The organism is Brenneria corticis (assembly GCF_003115855.1).
In the GTDB taxonomy this organism is placed as follows: domain Bacteria; phylum Pseudomonadota; class Gammaproteobacteria; order Enterobacterales; family Enterobacteriaceae; genus Brenneria; species Brenneria corticis.
Genome location: NZ_KZ819073.1, coordinates 209,239 through 224,856, shown reverse-complemented (window position 1 = coordinate 224,856; position 15,618 = coordinate 209,239). Strand labels below are relative to the sequence as shown.

Genomic DNA, 15,618 nt, shown 5'->3' with positions numbered 1-15,618 from the left:
CCAGAATGGGCTATTCCGCTGATAACCCCTGATGCCCTGACTCCAATGTCTCCAGCACGGCGATCCAGCCGTGGCCGCCGTAAACCGGCCAGCCATTCAGCCAGCGCCGCAGCATATTCATGGCGAATATGGCCGTCAGTTCCTGATGGATCTGCAGACTATAACGCGGCGCGCCGGGCTGTATCGACTGGGCAAACGTCCCCTGCGGCGTATGCAGCGCAATGGTCAGCCGCTCGTCTTCCCTGGCGCCGACCGTCAGCGCCAGCGGCGCGGCGTGACGTTCCGCCAGTTGACGGGTATCGGCCGCCAGTTGGTTCAAGTCCCGCGAGCGGGTATCTGCCGGCAACTCGCCCCCCGCCAGCGGCGCGTCGGCCGCCTGTAGCCGCCAGTTCAGCAGGCCGGCGGTAAAACGCTCGCTCACCGCCAGCCGAAGCCCGCGTTCAGCCAGCCGGCGCGCCAGTTGCGCGGGCAGCCCCTCGGTGCCTTCAAATAGCGTATTTTCCCCCGCCACGCTACGCACCCGTTGCCACAGTTGCTCCATCGCCGTCCGCTGCGCCGCCGGCCCCGTCAGTTTCAGTTCGATAATGGGCATCGCGGAGCGATAGCCCAGCACCACGCCCGGCGGCAGCGCCAGCCCGTCCAGCTGGTTGGCGAGATCGCTTTCCGAACGGCCGAAGGTGGTCAAACGCAGACACAGCGGCGCCTGGCCGATGGCAAAGCGCTCGCGCAGACGCGGCATGATTTGCTGATCCACCATGACCTTGAATTCGGAAGGAACGCCAGGGGTAAAAAACAGCAGGCATTTATCTAACCGCAGGGAAAAACCGCAGGCGGTTCCGACCGGGTTATCGATCATTTCCGCGCTGGCGGGGATCTGCGCCTGTTTACGATTGCTGGGCGCCATCACCCGTCCGCGCTCGGCAAAAAAGGCCTCCATGCGCGCCAGCCACTCCGCGTGCTCAACCAATCCCTCGCCCGCCGCGGTGGCCGCCGCCAGGGCGCTGAGGTCGTCGCTGGTCGGCCCCAGACCGCCATTAACAATCAGAATATCGGCGATCCGGCTGCGCTGGGTCATCGCGCTGACCAACGCGTCGAGATCGTCCCCCACCGTCATCCGGCTGCTCATCGGCAATCCCTGCTGAAACAGGTAGTCCGCCAGCCAGGCCGCATTGGTATCGATAATCTGACCATGCAGCACTTCATCGCCGGTACATAACATCTCGACCCTAAGCATTTTTCACCCCTGTGTAATAGCAAACGGGCGCGATCGCTCGCGCCCGTCAACACATCCGATGGCCGTGAATAGCGCCGGCTATCAGAAACTCAAACCAACGCCGATGTAGGCTGAATCCGCCAGCTTGTTGTCTGAACGGCCGCTTTCGCCGGCCAGATTGATATAGCGGTAACCCACATCCACATTGAGTATCGGCAGCGCCTGCCAGCGCACGCCGGCCTTGCCTTCAACATAGTGATCGACATGGCTGGAGAACGCGTCCGGCGAGTAGTACCCTTCGCCGTACAGGGAGAAGTAACGGTTGATCGGCCACTGCACCCCGCCGCCCAGCGCCAGCGCATGGCCGTCCGAGCCGTGATCCTGATCCAGATACAGCGCCTTGCCGCCCAGCGTTACTTTCAGCGGTCCGGCGGGAATAGTGTAGCCCAACCCGAAACCGTACACATCGTTATTATTGTCGCCGTGGGCATAGCTTACGTTGCCGGACAGGCCGGGGACCAGCAGTCCGAAGCTGGCGTTCGCGCCCGCGTAGTCGCTCCCCGCTTCCCCGGAAATACCGATAGCATGCACGGAGGCCGAGGCAAGCAGCAAGCTTCCCGCACAGGCAATCACAAATTTTTTCATTGTCGATTTCCCTCAAACAGTTAGTAAAAGCACGCAAAATGTATTGATATCGCTGCCGATTCTACCCCAACCCCGCCGCTACTCCAGCGCGACATTATCCTAAAACGCGGCCTGTTGCGCTAAATAATGCTAACCATTTCCATTCCCGACGGCTGGCGACGATAACGATAAGCGCCGCCTATTTGGCTAAAAACCACAAAATGAACAATAGTATTAAGAGTAAATATCCGAACTAATGCTATTACTATAAGGAAGAAATGATGAGCAAGAAAAAGCTGACGACCGTAGCAGGCGCGCCGGTTGTTGATAATAATAATATCATAACCGCCGGACGGCGCGGTCCCATGTTGATGCAGGACGTATGGTTTCTGGAAAAACTGGCGCATTTCGATCGTGAAGTGATTCCGGAACGACGGATGCACGCCAAAGGTTCCGGCGCGCACGGCACCTTCACCGTTACCCACGATATTACCCGCTATACCCGGGCAAAAATCTTCGCTGAAATCGGCAAGAAAACCGATATGTTTATCCGTTTCTCCACCGTGGCCGGGGAACGCGGCGCCGCTGACGCGGAGCGCGATATTCGCGGTTTCGCCATGAAATTTTATACCGAAGAGGGTAACTGGGATCTGGTGGGCAACAATACCCCGGTGTTCTATCTGCGCGACCCGCTGAAATTTCCCGATCTCAACCATATTGTGAAACGCGACCCGCGCACCAACCTGCGCAACCCGGTCTACAAATGGGATTTCTTCTCCCAGTTGCCGGAATCGCTGCATCAGTTGACCATTGATTTCAGCGACCGCGGATTACCCAAGTCTTTCCGCCATGTTCACGGCTTCGGCAGCCATACCTATAGCTTTATCAACGCCGCAAACGAACGCTTTTGGGTAAAATTCCACTTTATCTGCCAGCAGGGCATCGAAAATCTGATGGACGACGAAGCGGAGGCGCTGGTGGGCAAAGACCGCGAAAGCTCGCAGCGCGATCTGTTCGACGCCATTGAAAACGGGGATTTCCCGCGCTGGAAGCTACAGATCCAGATCATGCCGGAAGCCGAGGCGTCACAGGTTCCGTACAACCCGTTCGATCTGACGAAAGTCTGGCCGCACGGCGATTATCCGCTGATCGACGTCGGCTTTTTCGAACTGAACCGCAACCCGGACAACTACTTTGCCGAAGTGGAACAGGTGGCCTTCAACCCGGCGCACATCGTACCCGGCATCGGCTTTTCGCCGGACAAGATGTTGCAGGGGCGCCTATTCTCTTATGGCGACGCCGCGCGCTACCGTTTAGGGGTCAATAACCATCAGATCCCGGTTAACGCTCCCCAATGTCCGTTCCATAACTACCATCGCGACGGCGCGCTGCGCGTTGACGGCAACAGCGGCAACGGCGCCACCTATGAACCGAACAGCTTCGGCGTATTTCAGGAGCAGCCGGACTTCAGCGAGCCGCCGTTAACCATTGAAGGCGCCGCCGATCACTGGAACCACCGTGAGGATGAAGATTATTTCAGCCAGCCGCGGGCGCTGTTCAATCTGCTGAGCGAAGAGGAACACCAGCGCATGTTCCAGCGCATCGCCGGGGAACTGTCGCAGGTGCCCGAGTTTATTCAGCAGCGGCAGATCGCGCTGTTCAACAAGGTCGATCCCGCCTATGGCGCCGGGGTGGCGCAAGCGCTGGGGAAATAAGCGGGCAGGCGTGAGGTTGCTGACAAACCCATCATCTTCATCGTCATCCTCGCGAAAGCGGGGATCTGCAGGAACGACGGATTTGGGGTCAGTATTACGGATGCTTACTTTGTCAATGGCGTGAGGTTACCCCTCACGCTTTTTGTTTATCGATCTGGCTATCCACCCACGCTTTCACCTGACGGCGGGAGATTTTAATCCCGCCGTTTTTCAATGCCGTCGGCAGATGATAATAGGCCACCGGACGCTGGAATCCCGCCAACTGCGGCAGCAACCAATCCCGGAGCTCATCCAGCGTTGTCGAACCGCCTATTTCAACCACCGCGACGGGGCGCTGACCGAACTCCAGGTCATCAATCGGCACCACGCAGGCTTGCTGAACATCGGGATGCGTAAGCAGCACGGACTCGATATTTTCCGGCTGAATCCCCTCGCCGCCGCTGAAGAACTGGTTATCCAGACGGCCCAGAATATGCCACTCGCCGTCGGCGAAACGCCCGCGATCGCGGGTATGAAACCAGCCCTCTTCGTCGACCAGCGGGAAAAGCCGCCCGTCGCGCCAGTAGCCCGCCGCCAGCGTCGCGCCGCGCAGCAGCACCTCTTCGTCCGCCAGACGGATTTCCCGCCCGCGCAGCGGCAGCCCGACGCCGCCCCGGCCGTCGGCGCGCTTGGCGCACACCGTGGACGCCAGCTCGGTCAGACCGTATCCGCACCAGCAGCTGATGCCGCGGGCCTGCGCCTCGCGGGTTAATTCCTGCGGGATCGCCGCGCCCCCCAGCAATACCGATTGCAGCGCGGCCGGCACCGCATTGCTTGTCAGCAGCCGCCATAGCTGGGTCGGCACCAGGGAGGCATGAGAGCATCCCCGCAGGGCCCGCTCCAACGGCTGATGGACGCGCACCACCACCGTCGCGCCGGAAAACAGCCAGCGCCACACGATGCCCTGCCCCGAAACATGAAACAGCGGCAATGAGAGCAGCCAGCTATCGCCGGGGGCGAACGGCATCATCGCCAATACGCCCTCCGCGCTGGCCAGATGGGCGGCAAAGGTATGCGCCGCCGCCTTCGGCGCGCCGCTGGAACCGGAGGTTAACGTCAAGGTCGCCAGCCGTTCCGGCCGCCAGGTCGGCGCGTTATAAGCGCCGCCGCCGCATTCGCCGGGCGCATACCGCAGGGCGACCACGCCCGACGGCCATGATTGCTCATTCAGGCATAGCCCGTAAGTCACGCCGAGCGAATCCCACAGCGCGTCGGTCAACGATGCCGGCAGCTGCGGATTCAGCGGCAGCAAACGGGCGCCGCACTGCAACAGCGCCAGATAACACCACAGCATCGCCACGCTGTTTTTGCCGCGCAGCGCCACCCCGCAGCCCGGCGTCACGCCCTGCCGCTCGAAGTCGGCCGCCAGTTGATTAATCCGCTCGGCCGCCTGCCGCCAGCTCCAGCGGACGTCATCCTCCACCAGCGCCGTCGCCCGCGGCGCGCGTTCGGCCCAGTAATGCCAGGGCCAGTCGCTCAGGATTGCCATACCGTTTCCAGCTGTTCGGCCGTCAACAACGGCAGGCGGCTGTCCGGCCAGCCCCTGGCCACCTGCGCCTGCATCAGGTCCAGCGTGTCCAGACCGGGCACCGCGTGCGGCGTCAGCCAGTGCGCCACCCGCGCCAGCTGGGTTAACCCCAGGCTGGATTCGATGCTGGAGCTGATCACCGCGCTCAACCCCGCCTGACGGGCTTGCTGCGCCAGCTCCCGACAGCGCTCCAGGCTGCCGACCAGCGTCGGTTTGATCACGATGGCGCTGACGCCGGGCTCCGCTTCAACCCGGAAACCGGCTTCGCGCACGCTCTCGTCCCAGGCGATGTTGATGCCGGTTTCCAGCGCGAACTCGCGGGATTCCTGACGGGTTTTACACGGCTCTTCCAGAAAGGCGATGCGCGAACGCAACGCCGGATCCACGTAGCGGGCAAAGCCGTCGGCTTTGGCGCGCGTCCAGCTGCGGTTGGCGTCCAGCCGCAGCTGCAGGTCCGGCAAGGCTTCCAGCAGGACGTTGACGATCATGCCGTCGCGCACCGCCTCGTACAGCCCGACCTTGACCTTGGCCACCTTTTCGCCCGGCATGCTCTGCAGCATGGCGAACAGTTCGTCGGGATCGCCGCTGCACAGCGGCGCCTTGCGGTAATCCGCCGCCTGCGGCAAACGCCGATCCAGCTCGGCCTGCGCGCAGCTCAGGCCGAAGGCCACCGACGGCGGAAGGTCATCCGCCAGCGGCCGCCCCGCCGCCCAGCGTTGCAGCTGTTCAAGGGCGGTCGACTCGGCCTGCGCCAGCGTTTCCGCGCTGAACTCCGGCAGCGGCGCAATCTCCCCCCAACCCTGCTCGTCACCCTGTTGCAGGTGAACGATCAGCCCGTCGCGGGTTTTCAGGCGCTGATGGCGCAGCACCACGCCGGCCTCCATCGGCACGCTGTAGCGATAAACCTTAACCTGGCGCATTACGGATTCCGTTTGAATTTACTGAAGTCGGGCTGGCGTTTTTCATTAAAGGCATTGCGCCCCTCCTGCCCTTCGTCGGTCATATAGAACAGCATGGTGGCGTTGCCCGCCAGCTCCTGCAAACCGGCCTGTCCGTCACAGTCGGCGTTCAGCGCGGCTTTCAGGCAGCGCAGCGCCATCGGGCTGTTCTGCAACATCTCGCGGCACCAGCGCACCGTCTCTTTTTCCAGCTCCGCCAGCGGCACCACGGTATTGACCAGCCCCATGTCCAGCGCCTGCGCCGCGTCATACTGCCGGCACAGGAACCAGATTTCGCGGGCTTTTTTCTGTCCGACGATACGCGCCATATAAGAAGCGCCCCAGCCGCCGTCGAACGATCCGACGCGCGGACCGGTCTGGCCGAAGACGGCGTTTTCCGCCGCGATGGTCAGATCGCACATCATATGCAGCACGTGTCCGCCGCCGATGGAGTAGCCCGCCACCATCGCCACCACCGGTTTCGGACAGGTGCGGATTTGACGCTGGAAATCCAGCACGTTCAGGTGATGCACCCCGCTGTCGTCCTGATAGCCGCCGTAATCGCCGCGCACTTTCTGATCGCCGCCGGAGCAGAAGGCCTTTTCTCCCGCGCCGGTCAGAATAATCACGCCGATGCCGTCGTCGTGACGGGCGTTATCCAGCGCCTGGATCATCTCTTTCACCGTTTGCGGGCGAAAAGCATTACGCACCTGAGGACGATTGATGGTGATTTTGGCAATGCCGTCGGTAGATTTGTGATAGAGGATATCGACGAAATCGCCGCTGCAATCGTGCCATTCTACCGGGGCGTAAAGCAGTTCTTCACTGGGATAAAGCATAATAATTAATCCTTAACGGGATGCGAAAGAAAAGAAAGTATCCGCGCGGCATACTCCGCCGGATTGGCCTGATGCGCATTATGGCCGGCCCGCGCCACGCTCAGTAACGGCAAATTATACTGCGCCGCCAGCGCCTGAAACTTGGCGTCGTCGGCGCCGCACAGATAAGCAAAGGGAAAAGCCGGTTGCCGCAGCTTCTCCCCCAGCCAGGGCTGCCGCCCCAGCGAGGTGGCCTCCAGCATATCCGCCACCGCGGGGCCGTGATTGCGGCTGCGCCGGGCTACCAGGGCGGCGCGCTGCGCGGCGTTTAAATCAGCGAATACCGCCTGCCGATACCAGTCGTTCAATACCGTCGCCATCGGTTCATGGCGCAAGCGCCGCGCCCAGCCTGCGTCGTGCAATAGGCGCTGTTCACGCAGCCGGGGCTGCGCCAACCCCGGATGGCCGCCCTCCGCCAGCAGCCCCCGCATGCCGCGAGGCTGCCCGCAGCAGGCATGATACATGGCGATGCGGCCGCCCAGCGAGTACCCCAGCAGCCAATACTCCTCGATGCCCTGCCGGCGCAGCGTGGCGTTCAACAGTTCGCTGACCTGGGCGAAACCGCCGGGCGTAACGTCGAGGGAGCCGCCATGCCCCGGCAAATCCACCAGCAGCACAGGCCAGTCGTTGAAAAAAGGCGCTATCGGCTGCCAGTCCTCGCCGCTGCCTAGCAGACCGTGCAGACACACCAGCCACGGCCGGGCGGGAGAGCCTCCGGCCGGGGCTATTTTCCGGCAGTGCAGCATTACCACGTCGCCGCCCGCGCCACCAGGGCGCTCAGCGTTTCCGCCCCATCCTTCGGCGGCACCACCACCTCCAGCAGGGTGACGCCGCCCTGCGCCCAGCAGCGGGCGACGGCATCGCTTATCTGCCGCCAGCTGTCGGCGCGCGCGTAGTCAAGGCCGAACATCGCCGCCGCATGGCCGAACTCCACATTCTGCGGCATACAGTAAAAAACCTCCCGCTGCTGCGGCGGCGTCGGCAACAGGGAAAATATCTGTCCGCCATTGTTGTTGACCACGATCAGCACCAGCGGCGCCGGCGCCTGACGCAGCAGCGCCAGCGCATTAAGATCGTACAGCGCGGAGAGATCGCCCACGATCCCCAGCGTCGCCCTGCCGTTGCCGCGCTGAACGCCGGCCAGGGTGGAGATCAGCCCGTCGATGCCGCTGGCGCCCCGGTTGCCGTACACCGGATATTTTTGCGGCAGCTGCGCCAATGCGTCAATCAGCCGCACCACCAGACTGTTGCCGACGAACAGCTGGCCGTCCGGCGGCAGCAGTTCCGGCAGGCGTTGCGCCAGCTGCGCCTCGCCAAAGCGCGCAGCCAGATGGGCCATAACCTGCTGCTGGGCGTGACGGGCTATCGCCGTCAGATCGTCGGCCCAGGGGGCTTGCGCCAGCGGAGGATGCGCGGCAAGCCAGTCGCCGACGTCGGCGATCAGACGGCGGCCGCGATGCTGCGCCGGATCCAGCCGGCCGGGCAGCGCATCCACCAGCCAGAACGACTGCGGCCGGCACGTTTCCTGCCACTGCAACAGCCGTTTTCCGGTCAGGCAGCCGCCGAACTGCACCACGATTTCCGCCTGATTGAGCCGCTCCAGCGCCGCGGGATTCGCCAGCCAGATATCCGCGCAGGGTAACGGCTGGCCGCTTTGCGACAGCACATCGCCGATCAGCGGCCAGCCAAGCGCGCTCGCCCACTGCGCGATCTGCGCCCCCTGCCGCGGACCGACCTGTCCGACGATGACGACGCCGCGCTTGCGCCGCCACTCATCCCAGTCGGGCTGCACAGCCAAGGTAGTCTGGCGCATTTCACGCAGCCAGGGTTCGCGGCTGCGCCACCAGTCGCCCAGCGTCGTCAGCCAGTCGCGGTAGGCGGCTTCGTCGTCAGCGCCGTATAGGGGTTCCGCGAACGGGCAATTGATATGCAGTACGCCGTGCGTCAGCTGAGCCATGGCGCTATCCAGCGTCGAAACCAGCCAGCGGGCCGGAATATCCGCCGTGGGCCGCGGCAGGTTCAGCGCCAGCGCCGGGTGGGAGGCGTACAGGCCGTGCTGGCGAATGGCCTGATTGGCGCCGCAGTCAATCAATTCGGGAGGACGATCGGCCGTCAGCACGATCAGCCGCTCGCCGGTCAGCCCCGCTTCCACGATCGCCGGATAAAGATTCGCCGCCGCCGTGCCGGAGGTCACCACCACCGCCACCGGTTCCTCGGCGGCCTTTGCCAACCCCAGGGCCAGATGCCCCAATCCCCGCTCGTCAAAATGGGTATGGCAAATCAGCGCATCGTGTTCGGCTGCCGCCAACGTCAGCGGAGTGGAACGGGAGCCCGGCGCGATGCAGATATGGCGCACGCCGTGGCGGGTTAGCGCTTCAAGCAACAACTCGGCCCAGCGGCGATTAAAGACACTTGTCGACATTAATGTACTCAGCAATTCAGGTTGCGGGTTATCCCCGTCATATTTCAAGCTGCGGGGGCATAGGCTTTTGCGCAGTTCGAATTATTCAGGGCATATGGCAATAATTATAATTTTTTCCACTCGGCCGACTTTGATATAAACCGGCGCCGGACACAACAAACATAAAACGGAACTATGATATATCGTCCTCCAACAGGGATTTTAACCCGGCGGCCTTGTTTTCCAACTCCTGCCATTCTTGTTGCGGATCGGACCCCGCCACAATGCCGGCGCCGGCATACAGCGTTAAAATAGTGTCGCTGATTTCAGCCGAACGCAATGCCACGCAAAATTCCGCCTGTCGGCGGGAGAGATAACCCGCGGAGCCGGCATACCAGCCGCGCTCGAATCGCTCATGTTCGGCGATAAAACCACGGGCGACGCCCCTGGGAATACCGGCAACCGCCGCCGTGGGCTGTAGGGCGTGGAGACAGGCGGCGTCGGACGCCGCCTTCAGCTCGGCCCGAATGGCGCGACGCAGATGCTGCACTTTACGCAGACGGACGATTTCCGGCGGCATAACGTCCGGCGCTAGCGCCGACTGCCGCAGCTGTCGGCAGATGTCATCCACCACCAGCCTGTTTTCGCACTGGTTTTTGCCATCGCTCATCAGCCAGCCGGCCAGTTCCGCCGCCTTGCCTTCATCGTTATCGCTCGCCACCGTACCGGCCAGCGCCTCGGTTTCCAGCCGTAAATCCTTCCGGCGATAAAGCCGCTCGGGGCTGGAGCCGAGAAACGCCTGCCGGGCGTCGTGCGCCAGCATAAAATGGAAACAGCGATGGTTGACCGCGCGGCTGGCGGCCATCAAGGTCTTTGCCGGCAGCGGCTGCCGGAGAGTTAAGGTCGTCGTTCTTGCCAGCACCACTTTCTCCATCTTTCCGGCGGCAATACCCCGCAGCGCCAGTTGCAGCAGATCGTTCCAGCGCCGGCGATCCGGCTGATGTTCAACGCTTTCAATCTCCGCCCGCAGGGGCGGCAGCGGATGCGCCGGCAGCAGCAAATTGATAAACGCCGCCGCCTCATCGGCATCCTGCCGTAATGAGGTTTCACTGAATAAATTGATTCGCAGGCTAAGCGTATCGCCGCGGCGCAATAACTCGATACGCGGCAAAAAAAGATAAGCGCAAGAGGCGCCGTGCGCCGGCGCAGGGGCCGTCTGGCTAAAGGCGTTCAGCCCCCAGATACGTACGTCGCGCTCGCCCCCCTGTCGCGCAAGAAAGGCTTCGGCATCCTGAATATGGTGAAAACCGCACACCCGTCCGCAAACCGCCGCCTCTTCGCTTTCCTGACGATGCTGCCAGTAAAACTGCGGATACGCCGGTTGGGCGGCCAGCCACGGCAATAGCTCGGCGGGTTCGCTGACGCGAATCGAACGCATTAGCTGGCGGAGACCGCCGACTGCAGGCTGTGGTTGGCGCAAATCCTGCTGCATATGGCGCAACAGGTCGGAAAGTTGTTTCACCGTCACCCCGGCATCCTGATGTAAAGTACGGGATTATACGGGAAAAAAAGGCGCCGTGGGTGAGAGGTTATATCGCTTGAAAAGGATTATCCGCCGCTTATTTTTTAGCCGGCCCGCGTTAACTTATCCGATAATCCGTCCATCGGCCGGCTTACGATCACGAATCCTTCGATTCAGCCCCCCAATTATGGTAGAAAGAAGCCCTTATTACGTCCCTTAGGTATATGTCGTTCAGGCTATGAGTACCACAGTGCATTCCGAAGCATCCTGTATCCGGCAGGAACAACCGGGCAAAAAGGCTCAGGCCGCCACGCGCAGCGCTTTTTTCATCGCCGGTTTCGCCATGGCTTCCTGGGCGCCGCTGGTGCCTTTTGTCAAAAACCGTCTGGCAATCAACGACGCCTCGCTGGGAATGCTGTTGCTTTCTCTCGGCATCGGTTCGCTGCTGGCGATGCCGCTCAGCGGATGGTTGACCGGCAAGCTGGGATGCCGGACGGTCATCTTGCTGGCCGGCGCCGTACTGTGCCTGGTGCTGCCGATGCTGACGCAGGCGGACACGCTGCCGCTGATGGCGATCGTCCTGCTTTTTTTCGGCGCGGCCATTGGCATGATTGATGTCTCCATGAATATTCAGGCCGTGATTGTCGAACAGGCCAGCGGCCGGGCGATGATGTCCGGTTTTCACGGCTTTTTCAGCGTCGGCGGGATAGCCGGAGCCGGCGGCGTCAGCGCGCTGCTGTGGCTGGGGCTGTCTCCCGCGGCGGCGATACTGATCGTGGTGGCGCTGCTTGCGGCGTTACTGTCGCAGGCGCAGCGCCATCTGCTGCGCGCCGCCAAACGGGCCGATAGCGGTCCGCTATTCGTCATCCCCCGCGGCTGGGTGATGTTTATCGGCCTGCTGTGCTTCATTATGTTTCTGGCCGAGGGCGCCATACTGGACTGGAGCGCGCTGTTTTTAACCGTGGAACGCAGCCTGGACGGCGCCCAGGCCGGCATAGGCTACGCCGCTTTTTCCGTCGCCATGACGCTGGGCCGGCTTAACGGCGATCGCATCGTCAATGCGCTGGGGCGCTATGCCGTCCTTACCGGCGGCAGCCTGTGCGCGGCGTGCGGATTGCTGTTGGCCGTCGGCATCGACAACGCGGCGACCGCTATTCTGGGTTTCGTCATGGTAGGGATCGGCGCCTCAAACGTGGTGCCGATCCTGTTCACCGCGGCGGGCAATCAGCAGGTCATGCCGGCGAATCTGGCCATCGCCGCTATTACCACCGTCGGTTACGCGGGTATTCTGTCGGGTCCGGCGCTGCTGGGCTTTATCGCGCAGGCCAGCAGCCTGGGCGTCGCCTTCGGGTGCGTGGCGCTGTTATTGTTGCTCGTCGGCGCCAGTGCGCGCGCCGTTATCCGTTAATCAGGAGCGTAAATTCAATGCCGGCAATCATCATGCGTTATTTTGCTCTGTTCATCGTGCTGCTGCTCCTGCTCACCGGCACCTTTGGCTATAACTACCTCAGTAGCTGGCTGACGGAGAAAAAGTATGCCTTGACGGATATCGCCCAGGGAATACAAAAACGCATCGATACCTATCGTTTTTTTACCTATCAGATTTACGGCAACCTGAATGGCGATGATCCGGCCAGCGACGATAATATCAACGCCATCAATCTGATGCCGAATGTCTTTTACGTGGCGAAAAGCGGCCAGGTCACCGACGCGCTGATATTCGGCCAGCACGATCAAAGCACCCTGAACGCCGTCTACCGCATATCAAACTATCTGGACATTCTGTGGGGCGCGGAAAACGATGTCTATTCCATGTACTATCTTAACGGCATCGATAACAGCCTGACGATGATTTCAACCCAGACCCTGAAAGACATTTCGTCCCAGTTCCGCGGCAGCTATATCAGCGCCATTGCGGAAGCGCGCCGCACGGAGATGCTGCAGCAGGCCAATGTACTGGACGAGCGCGAAAGTTTTTCGCCTATCCGCAAGCTGCGGTTCTATAACGACTATTACTTCACCCTGCGCACCACGTTTAATCAGCCCGGCCACCTGGCGACCATTCTTGCCTTCGACTTGCCCATCAACGATCTGATCCCGGCCAATATGCCGCGCGAAAATTTCGTCCTGCGCCAGGACGCGCCGACCGCGTATGACGCCAATAGCGGCAATGAAGATAGCGCGCAGGTCCAGTTGAACGGCTCGCTGCTTGAGATATCCGCGCTGCTGGTTAATGCGCCGGTAAAAATCGTTTTCCAGATTCCGGTAAAAGTGCTGGCCGTCGATATGCTGCATAATAATATCTGGCTGCTGTTGCTGACGCTGGTATTACTGATACTCACCCTTGCCGGCTTTTATCTTTTCCGGCAGAAATACGCTCACCCCGGCGAAGATTTATCACAACTGCTGAGTAAGCGGTTGGATATCTATCATGAAACGCTCAGCCGCATTCCGCTGGGCGTACTGATTTACGACTTCAGCAGCAATAAGGTTATTGTACAGAACGCGCTGGCGGAAAATTTGCTGCCCCATCTCAGCCTGCAAAAAATCACCAATATGGCCGATGAACATCAGGGCGTCGTTCAGGTGACGGTGAATAACGAAATGTATGAAATACGCCAGTTCCGCAGTCAATATTCCGCGGACTATTGCCTGTTTCTGCTGCGTGAGCAGGATAAAGAGATTCTGGTGAATAAAAAACTCCAGTTGGCGCAGCGCGAATATGAAAAAAATGTTCAGGCCAGGAAGCATCTGTTCAGAAATCTGCTCAATGAATTCAAACGGCCGCTGCTTTCGCTACGTCAAAATATACTTTCCCTGCGCCGTGGCGATGATATTGCCGAACGGCAGCAGATCGTTAGGCAACTGCTGACCGATGCGGGCAACGCCATTGATCTGCTGGAGAATATCGCGCTGCAGGAAAAACTGGAGACGCAGGAATGGCAACTCGCCCATGAGAGCTTTTCTCCACTGACGATGGTCGACGGCCTATTACTGGAATTACTGCCGAAGATTAATCAAAAAGGGCTTTCCCTGTTTAATCACTACAAACTGGATATTAACCAAACCTGTCTGGGCGATAGCGAACTGCTGAGAAAAATAGTGTCGCTGCTGCTGAATTACGCCATTACCAATACCGACTACGGCAAGATCACGCTTTCTATCGACCATGATAACAATGCGCCGGAAAAGCTGATGATACAAATCAGCGATACCGGGGCCGGAATCCCGGGAATTGAACAGGATAATCTTAACTACCCGTTTTTACATCCGGCAAGCGCGGATCGTTTCAGTCAAAATTCAGGATTGACCCTATTCCTGTGTAATCAACTGTGCAATAGACTGGGCGGCAAGCTGCATGTCCATAGTAAAACGGGGCTTGGCACACACTATACCCTGACGGTAAAACTGGAGCCCGAAGCCCTCCCGGCCGAGGAAGAGAAACTGCTGGACGGCATCAACGTACTGCTGGATATCACCTCAAACGAAGTACAGCATATCGTCGGCCATCTGCTGACCGGCTGGGGAGCCAACTATCTGCTGGTCGACGATCGCCAGGTCAATCAGCAAGCCGATCTGTGCATCACCGACGATGCGCAAAGGAGCGCGGATTATTGCATATTGCTCAGCGGCGACGATACCGCGGTAGTTACGCTGGGGCCCCATCGGCTGCGGGTGAACTATAATATCAGCCAGCTACTGCTGGAGGCGCTGCTTAAGTTGATTGAGCAGCAGTTGGAAACGCCGGCGGATACGCCGCCGTCGGAAGAGAGTCATGATGCGGCGTTTTACGCCCGACAATTGGCGTCAAGCGATTATTTTTCGCTGTTTGTCGAGACAGTACCGGATGATTTAAAGAGGCTGTATACTGAGGCGCAAGAGGCTGATTTTTTGTCACTTGCGCAAACGGCACATCGGCTGAAAGGCGTATTTGCCATGTTAAACCTGCATCCCGGCAAACAGCTATGTGAGCAGCTTGAACAGCATATTACCGCGCACGATAGTGTACAGATAGAAAATAACCTTCATGAAATTGGAGGATTCGTCAGTGCATTACTACAGCAAGGTAGCCAACATATGAGTAACCAAAACGATGAGTAACCTAAACGTAATTATTGCCGACGACCATCCTATTGTTCTTTTTGGCATCAGAAAGTCGCTTGAACAAATTGAATGGGTCAACGTGGTGGGTGAATTTGAAGACTCAACCGCCTTGATCAATAACCTGCCGAAACTGGACGCCAACGTTTTAATTACCGATTTGTCCATGCCGGGAGATAAATACGGCGATGGAATTACTTTAATTAAATATATTAAACGTCACTTTCCGCACCTCTCCATTATTGTTCTGACCATGAACAATAACCCAGCCATTCTGAGCGCCGTGCTGGATTTGGATATTGAAGGCATTGTGCTGAAACAGGGCGCGCCGACCGATCTGCCCAAAGCGCTGGCGGCGCTGCAAAAAGGCAAGAAGTTTACCCCGGACAGCGTCCTCAAGGTATTGGAAAAAATCAGCGCCGGCGGTTATGGCGACAAACGCCTGTCGCCGAAAGAGAGCGAAGTGTTACGCTTATTCGCCGAAGGTTTTCTGGTAACCGAAATCGCCAAGAAACTGAACCGCAGTATCAAGACCATCAGCAGCCAGAAAAAATCGGCGATGACCAAACTGGGCGTGGATAACGACATTGCGCTGCTGAACTACCTCTCTTCCGTTAACGGCAACGCCACGCATACGGAAAAAGAGTAATTCCCCGCGC

General features: G+C 59.8%; 12 protein-coding genes. 4 read left to right on the top strand and 8 right to left on the bottom strand.

Annotated elements, in window-relative coordinates:
* Nucleotides 1-10: 10 nt before the first annotated feature.
* Nucleotides 11-1,234, bottom strand: coding sequence for a nicotinamide mononucleotide deamidase-related protein YfaY (locus tag DDT56_RS04510; protein WP_136165307.1), 1,224 nt, complete (start codon nt 1,232-1,234; stop codon nt 11-13).
* 81 nt (nt 1,235-1,315) lie between these two features.
* Nucleotides 1,316-1,858, bottom strand: coding sequence for a YfaZ family outer membrane protein (locus DDT56_RS04505; RefSeq protein ID WP_136165306.1), 543 nt, complete (start codon nt 1,856-1,858; stop codon nt 1,316-1,318).
* A gap of 260 nt (nt 1,859-2,118) precedes the next feature.
* On the opposite strand from DDT56_RS04505, the gene DDT56_RS04500 reads away from it, so the two are divergent.
* Entirely contained in the window at nt 2,119-3,552 is a 1,434-nt protein-coding gene (locus DDT56_RS04500; RefSeq protein ID WP_168197571.1) for a catalase, read from the top strand.
* A 133-nt stretch (nt 3,553-3,685) separates the two neighbouring features.
* On the opposite strand, the gene menE is transcribed toward DDT56_RS04500, so the two are convergent.
* The 6 genes from menE to menF all read right to left on the bottom strand — a co-directional run bounded on the left by menE (nt 3,686) and on the right by menF (nt 10,864).
* Nucleotides 3,686-5,080 (bottom strand): o-succinylbenzoate--CoA ligase, encoded by a 1,395-nt coding sequence (menE, locus tag DDT56_RS04495; RefSeq protein WP_136165304.1) that lies wholly within the window; start codon nt 5,078-5,080, stop codon nt 3,686-3,688.
* On the bottom strand, nt 5,068-6,039 hold the full coding sequence (gene menC / locus DDT56_RS04490; protein ID WP_136165303.1) for an o-succinylbenzoate synthase: 972 nt from the start codon (nt 6,037-6,039) through the stop codon (nt 5,068-5,070). The genes menE and menC overlap by 13 nt, the downstream gene beginning before the upstream one ends.
* The gene (gene menB / locus DDT56_RS04485) at nt 6,039-6,896 is read right to left on the bottom strand and encodes a 1,4-dihydroxy-2-naphthoyl-CoA synthase (protein ID WP_136165302.1); all 858 of its coding nucleotides are present in this window, start codon (nt 6,894-6,896) and stop codon (nt 6,039-6,041) included. The genes menC and menB overlap by 1 nt, the downstream gene beginning before the upstream one ends.
* 5 nt (nt 6,897-6,901) lie before the next feature.
* On the bottom strand, nt 6,902-7,681 hold the full coding sequence (gene menH / locus DDT56_RS04480; protein ID WP_136165411.1) for a 2-succinyl-6-hydroxy-2,4-cyclohexadiene-1-carboxylate synthase: 780 nt from the start codon (nt 7,679-7,681) through the stop codon (nt 6,902-6,904).
* Nucleotides 7,681-9,357, bottom strand: coding sequence for a 2-succinyl-5-enolpyruvyl-6-hydroxy-3-cyclohexene-1-carboxylic-acid synthase (gene menD / locus DDT56_RS04475; protein ID WP_136165301.1), 1,677 nt, complete (start codon nt 9,355-9,357; stop codon nt 7,681-7,683). The genes menH and menD overlap by 1 nt, the downstream gene beginning before the upstream one ends.
* Before the next feature lie 172 nt (nt 9,358-9,529).
* Nucleotides 9,530-10,864, bottom strand: a complete 1,335-nt coding sequence (gene menF, locus DDT56_RS04470; RefSeq protein ID WP_210416975.1) for an isochorismate synthase MenF — start codon at nt 10,862-10,864, stop codon at nt 9,530-9,532.
* A gap of 232 nt (nt 10,865-11,096) precedes the next feature.
* Here menF and DDT56_RS04465 point away from each other — a divergent pair, with 232 nt between their 5' ends.
* Genes DDT56_RS04465 through rcsB form a run of 3 tightly spaced genes read left to right on the top strand, consistent with a single transcriptional unit; the run spans nt 11,097 to nt 15,608 of the window.
* Complete coding sequence (locus DDT56_RS04465) at nt 11,097-12,266, top strand: MFS transporter (RefSeq protein WP_136165300.1); 1,170 nt, start codon at nt 11,097-11,099, stop codon at nt 12,264-12,266.
* Nucleotides 12,267-12,283: 17 nt separating this feature from the next.
* A complete protein-coding gene (gene rcsD / locus DDT56_RS04460) occupies nt 12,284-14,959 on the top strand; it encodes a phosphotransferase RcsD (RefSeq protein ID WP_136165299.1) in 2,676 nt (891 codons plus the stop codon).
* A complete protein-coding gene (gene rcsB / locus DDT56_RS04455; protein WP_136163845.1) occupies nt 14,952-15,608 on the top strand; it encodes a response regulator transcription factor RcsB in 657 nt (218 codons plus the stop codon). Before rcsD ends, rcsB begins: the two co-directional genes overlap by 8 nt.
* The last annotated feature ends 10 nt before the right edge of the window (nt 15,609-15,618 follow it).

Bases quoted from the DNA above. Each gene is read 5' to 3' on its own strand.
- DDT56_RS04510 (WP_136165307.1), bottom strand. From the start codon at position 1,234: ATGCTTAGGGTCGAGATGTTATGTACCGGCGATGAAGTGCTGCATGGT.
- DDT56_RS04505 (WP_136165306.1), bottom strand. From the start codon at position 1,858: ATGAAAAAATTTGTGATTGCCTGTGCGGGAAGCTTGCTGCTTGCCTCG.
- DDT56_RS04500 (WP_168197571.1), top strand. From the start codon at position 2,119: ATGAGCAAGAAAAAGCTGACGACCGTAGCAGGCGCGCCGGTTGTTGAT.
- menE (WP_136165304.1), bottom strand. From the start codon at position 5,080: ATGGCAATCCTGAGCGACTGGCCCTGGCATTACTGGGCCGAACGCGCG.
- menC (WP_136165303.1), bottom strand. From the start codon at position 6,039: ATGCGCCAGGTTAAGGTTTATCGCTACAGCGTGCCGATGGAGGCCGGC.
- menB (WP_136165302.1), bottom strand. From the start codon at position 6,896: ATGCTTTATCCCAGTGAAGAACTGCTTTACGCCCCGGTAGAATGGCAC.
- menH (WP_136165411.1), bottom strand. From the start codon at position 7,681: ATGCTGCACTGCCGGAAAATAGCCCCGGCCGGAGGCTCTCCCGCCCGG.
- menD (WP_136165301.1), bottom strand. From the start codon at position 9,357: ATGTCGACAAGTGTCTTTAATCGCCGCTGGGCCGAGTTGTTGCTTGAA.
- DDT56_RS04465 (WP_136165300.1), top strand. From the start codon at position 11,097: ATGAGTACCACAGTGCATTCCGAAGCATCCTGTATCCGGCAGGAACAA.
- rcsD (WP_136165299.1), top strand. From the start codon at position 12,284: ATGCCGGCAATCATCATGCGTTATTTTGCTCTGTTCATCGTGCTGCTG.
- rcsB (WP_136163845.1), top strand. From the start codon at position 14,952: ATGAGTAACCTAAACGTAATTATTGCCGACGACCATCCTATTGTTCTT.